This is a genomic window from Flavobacterium undicola (assembly GCF_009909155.2).
GTDB classification, from domain to species: Bacteria; Bacteroidota; Bacteroidia; order Flavobacteriales; family Flavobacteriaceae; genus Flavobacterium; species Flavobacterium undicola.
On sequence record NZ_JAAAPM020000020.1, the window covers coordinates 1 to 16,691 of the forward strand.

Sequence of the window (16,691 nt, forward strand, 5' to 3'; positions counted from 1 at the left end):
TTTGCAAGCTTCATCATTTGGCAATTCTTTTATAAAGTTTAGTATGCTTTGTCCTTCAAATACTTCCATAACGACTGTTTTTAAAGACATAAAAATACAGAAACTAAATGACTAACTCAATTAATTAATATAGAAAACGAGACAGAAAAAATAGATGTTAGTGGTGAAATTTATTTCGATTGGTTTCCTAATTATGGTTGTTTTTTTTCAGGTACAATACATAATTATGATTTTGATAACTATTTACAAAATTTAGGTAAAACATACAAAACAATAATTAATAAAGCTGAAATAGGAAATGCTTTAATAATAAACACAACAACATCAATTGGCTCAGACAGTTCACAAATAAAAGGAAAATTTCTCAACAAAATTACAATTGGAGAAATAGAGCAATCAATTGATTTAGTTTCGTTTTCTATTCCAAATTTAAAATCAATATCTGGGGAAGTTGTAAAAAAAATAACTATATCAAATAAAAGAACAAGTTGTTCTAGAATTAAACTTGAAAATAACGAATGGACAATCACAATTGATAAAGACCTTGACTATAATAGACTAGAACAAGAACTAAAAAGTATTGGAGGATATAATATTTTGTATTCTGGAAATATCATAAAAACAGATAAAACAAAATTTAGTTATCTAGAAACCAATGAAATTATTAGCTGTTTAGATGTTTTTATAAGTTTTATTAATGGACGGAAGCTTTCTTGTTTATTTACAATGGGATTCAATGAAGATTGCAAAATTTGGACTGATTATAATTCAAAACGAGTAGAAACATATAAAGATGTAAAAACCTTTCTTTTTTATAGAAATATAGATAGTCTAAATTTAATGTGGAAAGAATTTAGCACTATTTGGCAATCTGCTTCAGGGAAAGATTTTTTAACATCAATAATCCATTGGTATATAGAATCAAGCTGGTTTGATTGAAGGCTCTATAATTATGGCACAAGCTGGATTAGAAGAATTATATTATTGGACTTCAACAAATAAAAAACATCCTGACAAGACTCCTAATAAATTCCGAGAACTAATTAAATACTTAAATTTAGTTGATTCTGAAATTCTTTCTAATTATAAAAGTCTAGAATTTTTCGCTGAAAACCATATTAAAAACCCTAATTATAGAGACATTTCTGGAATTATAACCACAATTAGAAACAATATTGTACACCCAATTGAAAATGTTAAGATTACCGTGGAAACGAAACACGAAGCATGGCAACTTTGTCTTTGGTTAATTGAAATAACCTTACTTAAAATACTTAATCATCAAGGACTATATTTCGACAGAGCAAGAAGAATCAATTTTGATTATATCATTTCCTGATTTTAGCCCCGATTGAAGTGAAAAGCCCGGAGTCTTTTTGTGCTGTTTTTTTTAGTGTCACAAAGCGACCAAAGGAAGCTCTTGTAACACTTTATAAAAAACAAACAACAAGACGAGGACTTGAAATGGAAAGCGGGAAATAGCTTCAAATAATATTAAATTGAAGTGTACCTCTATTTGTTTAGATATTCAAATTAGTAATCTTCAATCCTACAATCCTTTAAATTTTGTTAATTCTTCATCTGACATCTTGTCATATCCGTTTGATTTCTCTTATCTTTGTGCTTTGAAACAACTAGAATGGAAAAGATTATTGAAGAGAGCAAACAAGGTGAAAGCCTTGTACTGGAAAATAAACCAGAGAATACTAAAAAATTATATATTGAAAGTTATGGCTGCGCAATGAACTTTTCGGATAGCGAAATAGTTGCCTCTATATTGTCTGGTAACGGATACAACACAACAACGATTTTAGAAGAAGCCGATTTGGTTTTAGTAAATACTTGTTCGATTCGCGACAAAGCGGAACAAACCATTCGCAAACGTTTAGAAAAATACAATGCGGTAAAACGCATCAATTCAAAAATGAAAGTGGGCGTTCTTGGCTGTATGGCAGAACGTTTGAAAAGTCAGTTTTTAGAAGAAGAAAAAATTGTAGACTTAGTAGTGGGTCCTGACGCTTATAAAGATTTACCGAATCTTTTGAGCGAAGTGGAAGAAGGTCGTGATGCCATTAATGTTATTTTATCAAAAGAAGAAACTTACGGTGATATTTCGCCAGTGCGATTGATGAGCAACGGAATTACCGCTTTAGTTTCTATCACCCGTGGTTGCGATAACATGTGTACTTTTTGCGTGGTTCCTTTTACTCGCGGTCGTGAACGCAGCCGCGAACCACAAAGTATCATGGCAGAAATTCAGGATTTATGGGATAAAGGCTTTAAAGAAATCACGCTCTTAGGTCAAAACGTAGATAGCTATTTATGGTATGGTGGCGGATTGAAAAAAGATTTTGAGAACGCAACTGAAATGCAAAAAGCAACTGCTGTAAATTTTGACCAATTGTTAGAAATGGTTGCCGTTACTTTTCCTAAAATGCGCATTCGATTTTCGACTTCTAACCCGCAAGATATGCACGAAAGTGTTTTACATATTATTGCAAAGTATCCTAATATTTGTAAACACATTCACTTGCCTGTACAATCAGGAAGCAATAGAATCCTGAAAGAAATGAATCGTTTGCATAGCCGTGAAGAATACATGACTTTGATTGACAAAATCAGAAGTATTATTCCGAACAGTTCGATTTCGCAAGATATGATTGCCGGATTCCCAACAGAAACCGAAGAAGATCATCAAGACACCTTGAGTTTAATGGAATATGTAAAATATAATTTTGGTTATATGTATTCGTATTCCGAACGTCCGGGAACTTTGGCTGGAAGAAAAATGGAAGATGACGTAACTGAAGAAACCAAAGCTCGAAGATTACAAGAAATTGTCGATTTACAACAAAAACACGCCTGGTTACGCTCAGAAGAATTCATTGGACAAACAGTAGAAGTTTTGGTCGAAAAAGTTTCTAAAAAATCTAAGGAAGAATTCTCAGGAAGAAACTCTCAAAGTATTACGGTAGTTTTCCCTAAAGAGGATTATAAAATTGGTGACTTTGTGAATGTAAAAATCAATTCTTGTACCAGCGGAACTTTGAAAGGAGAAGCGGTAGGATATTCTGAAATGAATTAGGTTGTTAGTCACTTTGAGTCATTGCGAGGAACGAAGCAATCACTCTAATACAAGTCCGAAACAATTGGAATCGATATACTAGATGTGATTGCTTTGTTCCTCGCAATGACAAATAAAAAAACAAAATGACAAAGAAACAAATACTTATCGTTATAGCTACTTTTATAATTGGATTTGGAGCTACTTTCTATATTATTAGAACTTATTTCCCAAAACATAAAGTAGAAAAAACAGCCCAAGTAAAAGACACACTGACAAAAACTGATGAATAAGATATTTTAAAATCAATATATTTTTCTCATTTTAAATGATATCAAAGTTCTCTCGAAGCCTTTAAATAAAATAACGATGGAATCAGTTCAAAACATAAAACAACGATTTGAGATTATTGGAAATGACCCAAAGCTCAATCGTGCAATAGAAAAAGCCATTCAAGTAGCTCCTACTGACATTTCGGTGTTGGTTACCGGAGAAAGTGGTGTTGGTAAAGAAAATATTCCGAGAATAATCCATTCGCTATCGCATAGAAAACACGGTAAATACATTGCCGTAAACTGTGGTGCTATTCCCGAAGGAACCATTGACAGTGAGCTTTTTGGTCACGAAAAAGGTGCTTTTACAGGCGCAACAAGCACTCGTGAAGGTTATTTTGAAGTAGCCAACGGCGGAACTATTTTCCTTGATGAAGTAGGCGAATTACCGCTAACTACCCAAGTGCGTTTGCTACGTATTCTTGAAAACGGCGAATTCTTAAAAGTAGGTTCTTCACAGGTTCAAAAAACCGACGTAAGAATTGTAGCTGCAACCAACGTTAATCTATTTAATGCTATCGAAAAAGGGAAGTTTCGTGAAGATTTATATTATCGTTTAAGCACCGTAGACATTGCCTTGCCAGCTTTGCGAGATCGTGAAGAGGATATCCATTTATTGTTTCGAAAATTTGCTGCCGATTTTGCCCATAAATACAAAATGCCTCCATTAAAGTTAGCTGAAAATGCAGTGCATTTATTGCAAAAATACAGATGGAGCGGAAATATTCGTCAACTTAGAAACGTTGCTGAACAAATTTCGGTCTTGGAAACCAATCGTGATATTTCGGCTGCGACTTTGCAAGCTTATTTGCCACCAACCGAAGGTAGCAACCTCCCATCGGTAATTAAAAACAATAAATCAGACAGTGATTTTAGTACCGAAAGAGATATTTTATACAAAGTACTTTTTGATATGAAAAGTGATTTGAACGATTTAAAAAAATTGACTTTGGAACTAATGAAAAGCGGCACTGCAAAAGCTCAGGATATTAATCCAAATTTAATTCAGAAAATATACGGCTCTAAAGAAGAAGATAGCGAAATCGAGTTTGAAGAACAACCGGTAACAGCTGTAATGACGCCTTCACACAACGAAAACTACAGAGAAACTGAAGACAACTATCTTTTTGCAGAAACCATTGAAGAAGAGGAAGTTTTACGATTAGAGCAAAAAGAAATCGAAATGATTAAAAAGTCATTAGAAAAAAACAAAGGAAAAAGAAAAGCGGCTGCGGATGAATTAGGTATTTCGGAGCGAACATTGTATCGAAAAATAAAACAATTTGATTTGTAATTTAGCCACAAAGATGCAAAGCCACAAATAGTTTCTTTGAAAAATGAATATCTTTGACCCAATCATTAACAAACTGTTGAAGCAATTTTTAAAACAAAAAATGAAATACATAAAACTTATTCTACTTTCAATAATTGCATTAAGCGTAAATAGTTGTTCTATTTACAACTTCACGGGAACTGGAAAAATTGATGCCAAAACCTTCCAAGTTAATTTCTTTCAAAATAATGCCGATTTAATCGAACCTGGAATAGATAGAACATTTACACTTGCGCTTCAAGATATTCTTCAAAATCAAACCAATTTAAACTTGGTAAAAAATGGTGCCGATTTAACTTATGAAGGAGAAATTGTCGATTATAGAATAAGCCCAATGACGGCTACAGCCGATCAGCAAGCTTCTCAAAACAGATTAAAAATTCGAGTAAATGTCAGATTTATGAACAAGAAGAAAGAGACTGACGATTTTGAAAAAACTTTCGAATTCTATTATGATTATCCTGCAACAACACAACTGCAGGGAGCTACTTTAAACACCGCTTTAAAAGAGATATTTGAAAGAATTACCCAAGATATTTTCAATGAATCATTAGCTAAATGGTAACATCGCAAACTGAATATTAAAAAAATGAACGTAACCGATTATACTTATTTAATCAACAAACCCAACACAATTACCGAAAAGCAAACTCTTGCTTTAGAGAAAGTATTGGATGAATTTCCTTATTTTCAAAGCGCCAGAGCCTTGCGATTGAAAGGACTTTACAATGAAAATAGTTTTAAGTATAATTCGGCATTAAAAGTTACAGCAGCACATACCACTGACAGAGCTATTTTATTTGATTTCATCAGTTCGGAAAGTTTTAATGCCATTCAAAAAGATTTATTCGAAAAGAAAACAAATGAACTACTTGCTATCAAAGTAATAGATAGTATCGAAATTATTCAGAAAGAAAAAGCAGAAATCAACGAAAACAAAGTAGAATTCGAAACTACTACTTCAATCGATATTGAAGAAGATCAACCTATCGAATCTGAAAAAACAGCAAGTACTCCCGAAGAAAATCTAGAATTAGGCAAACCTCTAAATTTCTCCAAAAACGAAACCCATTCTTTTCAGGAATGGCTTCAACTTTCAAGAATACAGCCTATAGACAGAAAATTGGAAACTAAAAGCCGTTCAAATAGCACGAAAGAGGAAGATGAACTTAAAAAGAAAAAAGAATCTATCATCAATAAATTCATCGAAAGTAATCCAAGGATCCCGGCTGTAAAATCTGGAAGTACCCCAAACATTACTATTGACATCAATAAAGAGGACACTAGCTCGTTAATGACCGAGACTTTAGCCAAAGTATATTTGGAACAAAAAAAATATCAAAAAGCGATTCAAGCTTATGAAATATTAATTTTGAAATATCCAGAAAAAAGTAGTTTCTTTGCAGACCGCATATTAGATATTAAGATTTTACAACAAAACAATAATAATTAAGTAATGAGCACATTTTCAATTTTTTTAGTTTTAATAACAATAGTTTGTTTTCTATTGATCGTAGTAATTATGGTTCAAAACCCTAAAGGTGGTGGATTATCTTCTTCAGTTGGTGGATCACAAATGTTAGGTGGTGTACAAAAAACAACAGACTTTTTAGATAAAAGTACCTGGACTTTAGCCATCGTTTTAATCGCTTTGATTTTACTATCAAGTTTAAGTTTTACAGGAACATTAAGCGACTCTGATTCTAAAATTATTGACAACACTGAAGCTGCTGCTCCTGCTGCTCAACCAGCTGTGCCAGTTACACCAGCAACTCCTGCAAAATAATTACTATTCTAAATAGATTAAAAAATGCCAGCCTGTCAAAGCTGGCATTTTTCATAAGAAAATATGTCAGTCTTATTTGCGATGGCACAATTTCTGAAAACAAAAAAGCAACAATAAAAATCATAATTTAAAATATAAAAACATGGCATTAAACATTAAACCGCTTTCAGACAGAGTTCTTATTGAACCCGTTGCAGCCGAAACTAAAACTGCTTCAGGAATTTTCATCCCAGACACTGCAAAAGAAAAACCACAAAAAGGAACTGTTGTTGCTGTAGGAAATGGAACAAAAGACCACACAATGACAGTGAAAATAGGTGATTCAGTGCTTTACGGTAAATATGCTGGAACCGAACTAAAATTAGAAGGAAAAGATTATTTGATTATGAGAGAAGATGATATTCTTGCAATAATCTAAAAAAACAAGTATTAAGAACTGAGTACAAAGTATTAAGATTTTTAAAACAAAAATATAAAGTAAAAACAAAAAATGGCAAAAGACATAAAATTTGATATCGAAGCACGTGACGGATTAAAACGTGGTGTTGACGCATTAGCAAATGCAGTAAAAGTAACTCTAGGACCAAAAGGTCGTAATGTAATCATTGGAAGATCTTTTGGTGGACCAGTTGTTACTAAAGATGGTGTTTCTGTTGCAAAAGAAATTGAATTAAAAGACCCATTAGAGAACATGGGAGCTCAAATGGTAAAAGAAGTAGCTTCTAAAACAAATGATTTAGCAGGAGACGGAACTACAACTGCAACTGTTTTAGCACAAGCAATCGTAAAAGAAGGTTTGAAAAACGTTGCTGCCGGAGCTAACCCAATGGACTTAAAAAGAGGAATTGACAAAGCTGTTGAAGCTATTGTTGCTGACCTTGCAAAACAATCTCAGGTTGTAGGAAGTGATTCAGACAAAATCAAACAAATTGCTTCTATCTCTGCAAACAATGACGAAGTTATTGGCGAATTAATCGCTACTGCTTTCGCAAAAGTGGGAAAAGAAGGTGTTATTACTGTTGAAGAAGCAAAAGGGACTGATACTTTTGTTGATGTAGTTGAAGGAATGCAATTTGACAGAGGATACCTTTCTCCATATTTCGTTACTAATTCTGAAAAAATGGAAGTAGAATTAGACTCTCCATACATCTTATTATACGACAAAAAAGTTTCTTCTTTAAAAGAATTATTACCAGTTCTTGAGCCAGTAGCGCAATCAGGAAAGCCATTATTGATTATTGCTGAAGATGTTGACGGAGAAGCTTTATCTACATTGGTGGTAAACAAATTACGTGGAGCCCTTAAAATCGCTGCTGTAAAAGCACCTGGTTTTGGAGACAGAAGAAAAGCAATGTTAGAAGATATCGCTATCTTAACTGGTGGAACTGTAATCTCTGAAGAAAGAGGTTATACTCTTGAAAATACAACTATCGAAATGCTAGGAACTGCAAAAAGAGTTTCTATCGACAAAGACAATACTACAATTGTAAGCGGTGCTGGTGAAGCTGACATGATCAAAAATCGTGTGAACCAAATTAAAGGTCAAATGGAAGCGAGTACTTCTGATTACGACAAAGAAAAATTGCAAGAACGTTTGGCTAAATTAGCTGGAGGTGTTGCTGTACTTTATGTTGGTGCTGCTTCTGAAGTAGAAATGAAAGAGAAAAAAGACCGCGTTGACGATGCTTTACATGCAACTCGTGCTGCTGTTGAAGAAGGAATCGTTGCTGGTGGTGGTGTAGCATTATTAAGAGCAAAAGCTTCTTTAGCTAACCTTAAAGCTGAAAACGCTGATGAAGCTACCGGAATCCAGATTGTTTCTCGTGCAATTGAATCTCCATTAAGAACTATTGTTGAAAATGCAGGTCTTGAAGGTTCAGTAGTTGTAGCAAAAGTAGCTGAAGGAAAAGGAGATTTTGGATACAATGCTAAAACTAACGAATATGTTGATATGCTAAAAGCAGGTATTATCGATCCTAAAAAAGTAACTCGTGTAGCATTAGAAAATGCAGCATCAGTTTCAGGAATGATTTTAACTACTGAATGTGCATTAATTGATATTAAAGAAGAAAATGGCGGTGGAAACCCAATGGGTGGCGGAATGCCAGGAATGATGTAATAATTTTTCTAAAAAGAAAAACAAAATACAACACCAAAATTCCAAATCTAAAAATTGGAATTGAAACAAAAAAATCCGTCTCGTTATTTTTAACGAGACGGATTTTTTGTTTATAGAAATTCAGCTAATTTATTCTTTAGAAGCTGGTATTTTTTTTGCCAATTTAAGAATTACTGGTAATAGTGTTACCAGAACCAAAGCAATAACAATAATCTCAATGTGTTTTTTCAAATCTATATCATAATTTTTTAGCAAGAAACCATACAAATAATGTCCTGCAAAGATTAATGTGAAAGACCAAAGAAAAGAACTCACAACATTAAAAAACATGAATTTTTTTCTCTCCATAGTAACTATTCCAGCTACAATAGGAGCAAAAGTTCTGAAAATAGGTAAAAATCGAGCAAAAATGATAGCTCTTCCTCCGTGTCTTTCAAAGAAATCTTTAGACTGGATAAGGTAGTTTTTCTTAAACCAAAAACTATCCTCTTTATTATACAGATAATAACCACTTTTAGCCCCGAACCAATAGCCTACAATATTTCCAAAAATACCTGCAAAAGCAACCAGTGTTGACAACAAAGTTACATTCACAAAATCACTTTCAATAGACAATATGTTTTCTATCAGGTCTCTATTATAAATTCCCGCAAGAAAAAGCAAACTATCCCCCGGCAAAAAGAAACCGGCAAACAATCCTGTCTCAGCAAAAACAATAAACAATACTATATAAATACCTAATTTTATTCCATTCACATCAAAATGAATATAAAAAAGTGGGTCAATTAAATTCTTCCAATCAAAACTATTCATTCTTCCTTATTTTATTCAAAATATTTCGACGGTGAAAGTAAGAATAATTTATATCAACCACAATTTATTCATTTGTTTTAAAGTTTTATTAACGATAAAAACAGTATTCTTTTCGAAGTATATTTTTATTAAAATTCAAATTCCTGCCCCATCAAAGGAATAGAGCAATTTACTCCATAACGTTCTTGGATTTTAATTCGCAATTCGTCAGCAGCAGCAGGCTCACCATGAACTAAAAATATTCTCTGGGGTTTCTTTTCTAATTCTGACAACCAATCCAGTAAATCAGCTTGATCACCATGAGCCGAAAGACCATTTATCTCTACTATTTTAGCGCGTACATTATAATAAGTACCAAAAATTTTAATGGACTTAGCCCCCTCGATTAATTTCCTTCCTCTAGTTCCTTCTGCTTGAAAACCTACTATAATAATTGTAGTTTCAGGAATTCCGATATAATTTTCCAAATAACTCAAAACACGACCACCAGTAATCATTCCACTTGCAGCAATTACAACCTTAGCTCCTTTATTATTTATTGCAGCTAGAGTCTCTTCATAATCTGAATTGATCACAAACATCTTACTCATTGCCTGACAATCGGCTAAACTTAATTTATGCCATTGTACATTATTAAAAAAAACTTCAAAAGCACCAACACCCATTGGAGAATCAACGATATAGGGAATGCCAGGAATTCTTCCTTCTTTTTTTAATTCCCACAATAAATACATTATAGCCTGAGCTCTTTCAACTGCAAAACTCGGAATAATAACAGTTCCTCCTTTTCTAAATGCCGTATTGATATAATCTTCTAATTCTAATTTAGGATCGGTATCGGGATGCAATCGGTCGCCATAGGTACTTTCTAAAAACACTAAATCAGCAACTTTAGGTTTGGTTGGAGGATACATCAACACATCATTATCTCTACCTAGATCTCCCGAAAAAACCAGTGTTTTCCCTTCTAAAGACAAACTGATACTACAAGCCCCGATGATATGTCCAGAGGTAGTAAATACAGCTTCGATTCCTGTTTCTAAAGCAACCGTTGTTTCGGGCTGAACAGCACTAAAAAGCGGAAAGACCTTTTTTGCTTGTTCTACAGTATACAAGGGTTCAGCAATTTCATGTTTGGAACAATTCTCCTCATTTGCTTTTTGAGCATCTTCTTCCTGAATTTTAGCACTATCTACCAAAATCAATTTAGTAATTTCAACCGTAGGACTTGTACAAAATATTTTGCCTCTAAAACCCTGATTCACTAATCTTGGTAACCAACCACAATGATCTAAATGTCCATGTGTCAATAATACAAAATCAATTGTAGAGGCTAAAACGGGTAAATCCTCCCAATTGAGTTCCCGTAACGGTTTTATACCTTGAAATAATCCACAATCAATTAAAAGACGAATACCATTACTTTCAATTAAAGTTTTTGATCCGGTCACAGTTCCTGCAGCTCCTATAAATTTAATTTTCATAAAGTTCTCTCTTAAATTAATAACACTTACACAATTCAGACACTTCTTTTAAAACGTTTTTAATTCTATTTGGACTAATCCCAATTTCTTTTAAATCTAACCCATTACCCAACAACTCTTTAACCAAAATAACATCTAACAATAATAGTTTTTCTTTTTCAGCCTTAGTTAAAGTTGTCAAACAAGTTACAGGATACAAACAATCATGATTATTTCTTGATTTCAAACTTCTCTTTTCCGGGTAATCCCAACTTAACAAATTAATCCCTGAACATTCTGCAAAAGCTATTGCATCAGCGGTAAATCGAGTATTAGTTACAATCCAACAATTAGCTATTCTTTCTTTATTTGAAAAAAGCATATATTCATTAGCGTGCAAATCATTGAATCTGGAAAAAACATACAGAGGAACTTTCACATCGGAAGCAGCCTCTCTCCCGCCATGAAACTTACATTCCACCATAGAAATCACATTGTTTTTTTTTATCAAAATATCCACTTCATGCATCACACAATTACCTTGCAAGATGACATTAGTCTTAGTCTCATACCTTTCAGCTTCAAAAAGTCTGGCAATATATTTTTCAAAATAAAACCCTTCGGGACCTAACATTTCGATAGCTGCTCTAAGATTGTAACGGGCAGCATTAGAATTAGTATGTTTTTTCAATAAGGAAAAAGCTTTCTTGTAGATGTTTTTAGTCGAAATCCCCTCATAAATTCCGTCGGTAATTTCTTTCATAATAGATTCGGCCGTAAATGCATCAGCTCCAGATTTTAAAAGGGATTTAGTAAGTTTCTCTGGATTAAAATTAACAACTGCACCAGAATGTTTTACAATTTTCATATCGCTTTAATTACTAATTATCATCTGTAATAACTTACTTAAAGTTACACAAAAAATATCAGGAATGCCGCTTTTGAAAATAAAATGCTGGAATAAAAAGCAAAACAAAAATAGGTTGGATCAAAAATCTTCGAACATAAAACAGTAAAAAATTATTATCAGAACCATAATAATTTATGACTAAAAAAAATAAAATCAACAAAACGAAAAAAGCAACGAGATAGAGAAAAAAGGAAAATTGAATCATCATATAATCTTTGAAAATTACATAAATTAATCCCAAAGAAATGATCATATTCAACCCATATCGAAACAACAAATTCAAAATCAGTCGGAAAACATCAAATTCAGGCAGTGGCATTTGATTAAAATCACCTTTAAAATAGTCCAGAAAAGGATCATAAAACAAAACATTCTCGTAATAGCGAACTAAAACAAGGCAAAAAACTAGACCTAAAGCAAATACCAGTTTAAGAATTTTATTTAGCATACAACGAATATTTGTTAACCCAAACTATCCATAAAATAAATACCACACCATATATAAACAACGGAAAAACAACCTCATGCAATACCGATCCTTGTTCCGGAAACCAATATAAAGCCATACACAACAAGCCAATACGTATTACATTTAAAATGTAAACAATAAAGCTACCCCAAAATATAAAAAACAATGTTGATTTCAATTTACCCGAAAAAGAAACCACAAATGAAATAAACAAAATAATAACACTAATAGCATTACAACCTTCAATCATTCGGGCAATGTATCTACTTTTATAAAACAGCATCATGTAAGAAACTCCAGAAACCTCTTTGGTAAAAAAATCAATATTGAATAAGCTAAAAAGCTGCTCGGTATTTTTAGCTACAAACTTAGTTAAGGAATCAACCGAATTATCGTCAAAACGCGATAAATATCCTTGATAAATTAAACTCAAAACTAAATAAGTCAGGAAAAATTTAGCCAGGAAAATCAAAAAAGGGCGATATAGAATAAGATATTTTTTCAAATTTTGATTTTTTCAAATTTATACAAATTTTGTCAATCATTTTCATCAAAACTAAATTAACATTTGTAATACAATACTGCAACAAATTTTACTATATTTGAAAAATATTATACTAAAAAAAATGAAAACCAAACTATTAACCACAGCTTTATTATTAGCTACAACAGCTTTATTTGCACAAGAAAACAAAGTATTTTATTTAGATTCATTGCACAACATTACAAGTGAAAAAAAAATCTTCTATACTAGAGTTGTAGAAGATTACAACACTAAAAAAGTTTTATATGTTGTGACTGATTATTATCATCCATCAGGTAAAATAAACATGAGTGCTACTTCCAAAAACAAAGACGTTTTACGATTAGAAGGGACTCGTATTGATTATTACGAAAACGGGAACAAAAAACAAGAATCAAACTATGTCGACAATCAATTAAGTGGAAAACAAATTTCGTGGTACGAAAACAATGTAAAAAAGTCTGAAAAAGAGATGGTATGGGACGCCAAAAATAAAACTACCGAAACAAATGTGATTGCATTTTGGAATTCCGAAGGAAAACAAACAGTAATAGACGGTAACGGACAAGTTGAAGAAACTGATGATGAAATCTATGAAAAAGGAGAAATTAAAAACGCAAAAAAAGAAGGAATTTGGGAAGGAAAACACCTTAAAGAAAAATATAGTTTTACAGAGATTTATAAAAACGGAGTATTTGTTTCAGGTATTAGCGCCGATGAAAACAACAATAAATATCCATACAAAGAACTAATTGAAAAAGCTAATCCTTCAAAAGGAATGGATGATTTTTACCGACATATAGGCCGAAATTACAGAACACCCAATGTACAAGGACTTAGAGGAAAAATATACTTAACTTTTGTGGTAGACAAAGATGGAAGTCTTACCAATTTTAGAGTACTGAGAGATCTTGGCTACGGTACAGGTCAAGAAGGTATTAAAGCCGTAAGCAGTTATGGCAAATGGACACCCGGAAAGATGAGAGGAGTTCCTGTCAAAGTATTGTATTCTATACCAATATCCATACAAACAGCAGAAGTAAACAATCAAACACAACCATTTCAAACAGGAGCAAATACTATAAAAAACACAAATCCAAATTGGTAACCACTCAAAATAATTGATTTCTATTGTCAATTCAAAATAATGTATTACTTTTGCTGCCGTCTTACAATAACTGTTTGACATACATAAAAATCATTTAAAAAAATATTAGCATGTATTTAACTAAAGAAGGAAAAGCGGAAATTTTCGCTCAACACGGAGGAAAAGCAGAAAACACTGGATCTGCAGAAGGACAAATCGCTTTGTTCTCATTCAGAATCAACCACTTGACTGAACACTTGAAAAAAAATCGTCACGATTACAACACAGAGCGTTCACTTGTGAAATTAGTAGGTAAAAGAAGATCTTTACTTGACTACTTGAAAAAGACCGAAATCAACAGATATCGTGAAATTATCAAAGTATTGGGTATCAGAAAATAGTCAATATAAAAAAGAGGTGCGCAAGTACCTCTTTTTTAATTTTAGATTGAAAAATTTAAAAATTAAAATTTCTTTTAGTTTTTAAACTTTCAATCTTTATCATTTAAATAAAAAAGTTTGGTTTTTCATTGGGTTTTAGGCATTAACTACGCAACAACAACACACAACTAACTCCCATGTTTAACTTATATAATTAAATTTATGATTCCACAATTATTTGTAGAAAGTATCGATTTAAGTGATGGCAGAAGCATCACAATCGAGACAGGACGTTTAGCTAAACAAGCTGATGGTTCTGTAGTAGTAAGAATTGGAAAAACTGTAATTTTAGGTACAGTGGTTTCCGCAAGAAAAGCAAGTCCAGGTATCGACTTTTTACCGTTAACGGTAGATTATCGTGAAAAATTTGCTGCAGCAGGTCGTTTTCCTGGAGGTTTCTTTAAAAGAGAAGCACGTCCAAGCGACAACGAAGTGTTAACAATGCGTTTAGTTGACCGTGTTTTACGTCCGCTTTTCCCAGATGATTATCATGCTGAAGTTCAGGTAATGATTCAATTAATGTCTTATGACGAAGACGTAATGCCAGATGCATTAGCAGGTTTAGCAGCATCAGCAGCTTTAGCTTTGTCTGATATTCCTTTTGAAACATTAATCTCTGAAGCTAGAGTTGGTCGTGTTGACGGAAAATTCATCATCAATCCAAGTCGTGCACAATTAGCATTATCAGATATTGATATGATGATTGGAGCTTCTATGGATTCTATCGCAATGGTAGAGGGTGAAATGAAAGAGATTTCAGAAGCAGAAATGCTTGAAGCAATTAAATTTGCTCACGAACATATCAAAAATCAAATTGCTGCTCAACTTCGTTTGCAAGCTGCTTTTGGAAAAAAAGAAGTTCGCACTTACGAAGGAGAAAAAGAAGATGAAGCTATTTACGCTAAAGTAAAAGCAGCAGCTTATGATAAAATTTATGCTATTGCAAGTAAAGGTTCTTCTAAACAAGAACGTACTGCTGCATTTGCAGAAGTAAAAGAAGAAGTAAAAGCCTTATTTACAGAAGAAGAATTGGCAGAAAATGGCGATTTAGTTTCTAAATACTTTTACAAAACAAACAAAGAAGCGGTTCGTAACGTAACCCTAGATTTAGGAACACGTTTAGACGGAAGAAAAACTACTGAAATCAGACCTATCTGGTGTGAAGTAGATTACTTACCATCGGTACACGGATCTGCATTATTTACACGTGGAGAAACTCAAGCTTTGGCAACTGCAACTTTAGGAACATCTAGAGAAGCTAACCAAATTGACTCTCCATCTGAACAAGGAGAAGAAAAATTCTACTTACATTACAACTTCCCTCCTTTCTCAACTGGTGAAGCACGTCCATTAAGAGGAACTTCAAGAAGAGAAGTAGGTCACGGAAACTTAGCTCAAAGAGCTTTGAAAAACATGATTCCTGCTGATTGTCCTTATACTATTCGTGTAGTATCTGAAGTATTAGAATCAAACGGTTCATCTTCTATGGCAACAGTTTGTGCTGGAACATTATCATTAATGGATGCTGGTATTCAAATGATTCGTCCAGTTTCTGGAATTGCAATGGGATTGATTACTGACGGAGAGCGTTTTGCTGTATTGTCTGATATTTTAGGTGACGAAGATCACTTAGGAGATATGGATTTCAAGGTAACGGGAACTTCTGAAGGAATTACAGCTTGTCAAATGGACATCAAAATTGACGGATTGAAATACGAAATTATGGAAGCGGCATTAGCACAAGCTCGTGACGGTCGTTTGCATATCCTTGGAAAATTAATCGAAACTTTAGCAGCTCCAAAAGCAGATGTTAAGACGTATGCTCCTAAAATTATCACCAGAACTATTCCTGGAAACTTTATTGGAGCCTTAATTGGACCTGGTGGAAAAGTAATTCAGGAATTACAAAAAGCTACTGGAACAACTATCGTAATCAACGAAGTAGACGAACAAGGAGTTATCGAAATCTTAGGAACAGATCCTGCTGGAATTGAAGCAGTATTGGCTAAAATTAAGTCAATCACTTTCAAACCACAAATGGGAGAAGCTTATGAAGTAAAAGTAATTAAAATGCTAGATTTTGGTGCAGTAGTAGAATATGCTGAAGCACCAGGAAACGAAGTTTTATTACACGTATCTGAGTTAGCTTGGGAACGTACTGAAAACGTAACTGATGTAGTGAATATGGGCGATGTATTCCAAGTGAAATACTTAGGAGTTGACCCTAAAACTAAAAAAGAGAAAGTGTCAAGAAAAGCACTTATCGCACGCCCTCCACGCGAGGCTAAACAAGAGTAATCAGATCTTAGTTTACTGAAGGTTTATTATAAAAAATCCTATCTCGTTTTTAGA

At 33.2% G+C, this 16,691-nt stretch carries 17 protein-coding genes; 12 read left to right on the plus strand and 5 right to left on the minus strand.

The genetic code is table 11. The annotated features are described in order from the left end of the window. Window positions 1-952 precede the first annotated feature (952 nt). The 9 genes from GTZ96_RS12205 to groL all read left to right on the plus strand — a co-directional run bounded on the left by GTZ96_RS12205 (window position 953) and on the right by groL (window position 8,634). Window positions 953-1,339, plus strand: coding sequence for a hypothetical protein (locus tag GTZ96_RS12205; RefSeq protein ID WP_161644200.1), 387 nt, complete (start codon window positions 953-955; stop codon window positions 1,337-1,339). Between the two features lie 300 nt (window positions 1,340-1,639). Then, window positions 1,640-3,085 carry a tRNA (N6-isopentenyl adenosine(37)-C2)-methylthiotransferase MiaB gene (gene miaB, locus GTZ96_RS12210; protein WP_161644201.1) on the plus strand — a complete coding sequence of 482 codons (1,446 nt, stop codon included), beginning with the start codon at window positions 1,640-1,642 and terminating at the stop codon, window positions 3,083-3,085. A 125-nt stretch (window positions 3,086-3,210) separates the two neighbouring features. Next, on the plus strand, window positions 3,211-3,357 hold the full coding sequence (locus GTZ96_RS12215; RefSeq protein ID WP_161644202.1) for a hypothetical protein: 147 nt from the start codon (window positions 3,211-3,213) through the stop codon (window positions 3,355-3,357). Between the two features lie 76 nt (window positions 3,358-3,433). Next, window positions 3,434-4,690 (plus strand): sigma 54-interacting transcriptional regulator, encoded by a 1,257-nt coding sequence (locus tag GTZ96_RS12220; RefSeq protein ID WP_161644203.1) that lies wholly within the window; start codon window positions 3,434-3,436, stop codon window positions 4,688-4,690. Window positions 4,691-4,790: 100 nt separating this feature from the next. Then, entirely contained in the window at window positions 4,791-5,294 is a 504-nt protein-coding gene (locus GTZ96_RS12225) for an LptE family protein (RefSeq protein ID WP_161644245.1), read from the plus strand. A 24-nt stretch (window positions 5,295-5,318) separates the two neighbouring features. Then, on the plus strand, window positions 5,319-6,182 hold the full coding sequence (locus GTZ96_RS12230; RefSeq protein WP_161644204.1) for a tetratricopeptide repeat protein: 864 nt from the start codon (window positions 5,319-5,321) through the stop codon (window positions 6,180-6,182). A 3-nt stretch (window positions 6,183-6,185) separates the two neighbouring features. Continuing rightward, window positions 6,186-6,515: a preprotein translocase subunit SecG gene (gene secG / locus GTZ96_RS12235; RefSeq protein ID WP_161644205.1), complete on the plus strand. Its 330-nt coding sequence runs from the start codon at window positions 6,186-6,188 to the stop codon at window positions 6,513-6,515. Window positions 6,516-6,657: 142 nt separating this feature from the next. After that, on the plus strand, window positions 6,658-6,933 hold the full coding sequence (locus GTZ96_RS12240; RefSeq protein WP_035670228.1) for a co-chaperone GroES: 276 nt from the start codon (window positions 6,658-6,660) through the stop codon (window positions 6,931-6,933). 72 nt (window positions 6,934-7,005) lie between these two features. Further along, entirely contained in the window at window positions 7,006-8,634 is a 1,629-nt protein-coding gene (groL, locus tag GTZ96_RS12245; protein ID WP_161644206.1) for a chaperonin GroEL, read from the plus strand. A gap of 129 nt (window positions 8,635-8,763) precedes the next feature. Here the strand turns inward: groL and GTZ96_RS12250 are convergent, their stop codons facing one another. The 5 genes from GTZ96_RS12250 to xrtF form a co-directional block, all read right to left on the minus strand. Beyond that, the gene (locus GTZ96_RS12250; RefSeq protein ID WP_161644207.1) at window positions 8,764-9,447 is read right to left on the minus strand and encodes a DedA family protein; all 684 of its coding nucleotides are present in this window, start codon (window positions 9,445-9,447) and stop codon (window positions 8,764-8,766) included. 128 nt (window positions 9,448-9,575) lie between these two features. Further along, entirely contained in the window at window positions 9,576-10,931 is a 1,356-nt protein-coding gene (locus GTZ96_RS12255) for an MBL fold metallo-hydrolase RNA specificity domain-containing protein (RefSeq protein WP_161644208.1), read from the minus strand. A gap of 16 nt (window positions 10,932-10,947) precedes the next feature. Continuing rightward, window positions 10,948-11,778, minus strand: a complete 831-nt coding sequence (locus tag GTZ96_RS12260; RefSeq protein WP_161644209.1) for a restriction endonuclease — start codon at window positions 11,776-11,778, stop codon at window positions 10,948-10,950. A gap of 58 nt (window positions 11,779-11,836) precedes the next feature. After that, the gene (locus GTZ96_RS12265) at window positions 11,837-12,268 is read right to left on the minus strand and encodes an exosortase F system-associated membrane protein (protein ID WP_161644210.1); all 432 of its coding nucleotides are present in this window, start codon (window positions 12,266-12,268) and stop codon (window positions 11,837-11,839) included. Beyond that, complete coding sequence (gene xrtF / locus GTZ96_RS12270; protein ID WP_161644211.1) at window positions 12,258-12,794, minus strand: exosortase family protein XrtF; 537 nt, start codon at window positions 12,792-12,794, stop codon at window positions 12,258-12,260. The genes GTZ96_RS12265 and xrtF overlap by 11 nt, the downstream gene beginning before the upstream one ends. Before the next feature lie 121 nt (window positions 12,795-12,915). On the opposite strand from xrtF, the gene GTZ96_RS12275 reads away from it, so the two are divergent. From GTZ96_RS12275 to GTZ96_RS12285, 3 genes are all read left to right on the plus strand, one after another. Next, window positions 12,916-13,920, plus strand: a complete 1,005-nt coding sequence (locus GTZ96_RS12275; RefSeq protein ID WP_235972972.1) for an energy transducer TonB — start codon at window positions 12,916-12,918, stop codon at window positions 13,918-13,920. 110 nt (window positions 13,921-14,030) lie between these two features. Beyond that, window positions 14,031-14,300, plus strand: coding sequence for a 30S ribosomal protein S15 (rpsO, locus tag GTZ96_RS12280; protein WP_161644212.1), 270 nt, complete (start codon window positions 14,031-14,033; stop codon window positions 14,298-14,300). 201 nt (window positions 14,301-14,501) lie between these two features. After that, complete coding sequence (locus tag GTZ96_RS12285) at window positions 14,502-16,637, plus strand: polyribonucleotide nucleotidyltransferase (RefSeq protein ID WP_161644213.1); 2,136 nt, start codon at window positions 14,502-14,504, stop codon at window positions 16,635-16,637. The last annotated feature ends 54 nt before the right edge of the window (window positions 16,638-16,691 follow it).